This is a genomic window from Variovorax sp. dw_954, from assembly GCF_018449755.1.
Taxonomy (GTDB): Bacteria; Pseudomonadota; Gammaproteobacteria; order Burkholderiales; family Burkholderiaceae_C; genus Variovorax.
The window spans coordinates 1-650 of record NZ_JAAVVD010000103.1 but is presented as its reverse complement, the minus strand read 5'-3'; the positions used below and the strand labels follow the sequence as shown (position 1 = coordinate 650).

At 64.0% G+C, this 650-nt stretch carries 1 protein-coding gene and 1 pseudogene; one reads left to right on the top strand and one right to left on the bottom strand.

Features of this window, described 5'->3' with window-relative positions:
- Positions 1-444 (top strand): histidine phosphatase family protein (locus HB681_RS37700; protein WP_213959995.1); only part of this gene is annotated, 444 nt, incomplete at its 5' end.
- A gap of 91 nt (positions 445-535) precedes the next feature.
- Here HB681_RS37700 and HB681_RS38640 read toward each other — a convergent pair.
- Positions 536-650 (bottom strand): annotated as a pseudogene (locus HB681_RS38640) (Crp/Fnr family transcriptional regulator); the annotation flags it as partial.

Below are 650 nucleotides of genomic sequence, written 5' to 3'. Positions count from 1 at the left end.
GCCCTGGCGGGACTCGGGACCGACGCCGAGATCGAACCCGACCTGGCCGAATGGGACTATGGCGACTATGAGAGCCTGCGCACGTCGGAGATCTTGAACAAGCGGCCTGGCTGGGACATCTGGCAGGATGGCTGCCCCGGCGTCGAAGCGCCCGCAGATGTTGCCGATCGCGCGGACCGGCTCCTGCTTCGGCTGCGCAAGGAACGCGGCAACGTGGCACTGCTCTCTCATGGTCAGTTCGGCCGTGTACTGGCGGCGAGATTTGTTGTTGCCGCCGCGCGAAGGCCGGCATTTCGCGCTCGACCCGGCATCGCTCAGCATCCTCGGGACGGATGCCGACCACGCCCTGCGTCCGGTGATTTCACTTTGGAACGCGAGTTCGTCCTCTTTTCGCAGCGGCGCGTAGTGCCCGATGTCGAAAGGGCAGGCGCCACGGCGTCGTGAACGAGTGCACCAATGCGCCTGCAGCAGTGATCTGCATAGTGCATGGACAAGAGGAATACGGGCGCCGGACGCAACGGGAAGTCGAGACTGCTCAACTCGCGATGCGGTCGGGCAGAAGACGGTCATATTCCTTCTTGACGACCGTATAGCACTCGCAACAGCGATGCTCGATGCCCTGCCTGTCGAGGACTTCGATGCGCCCGCGG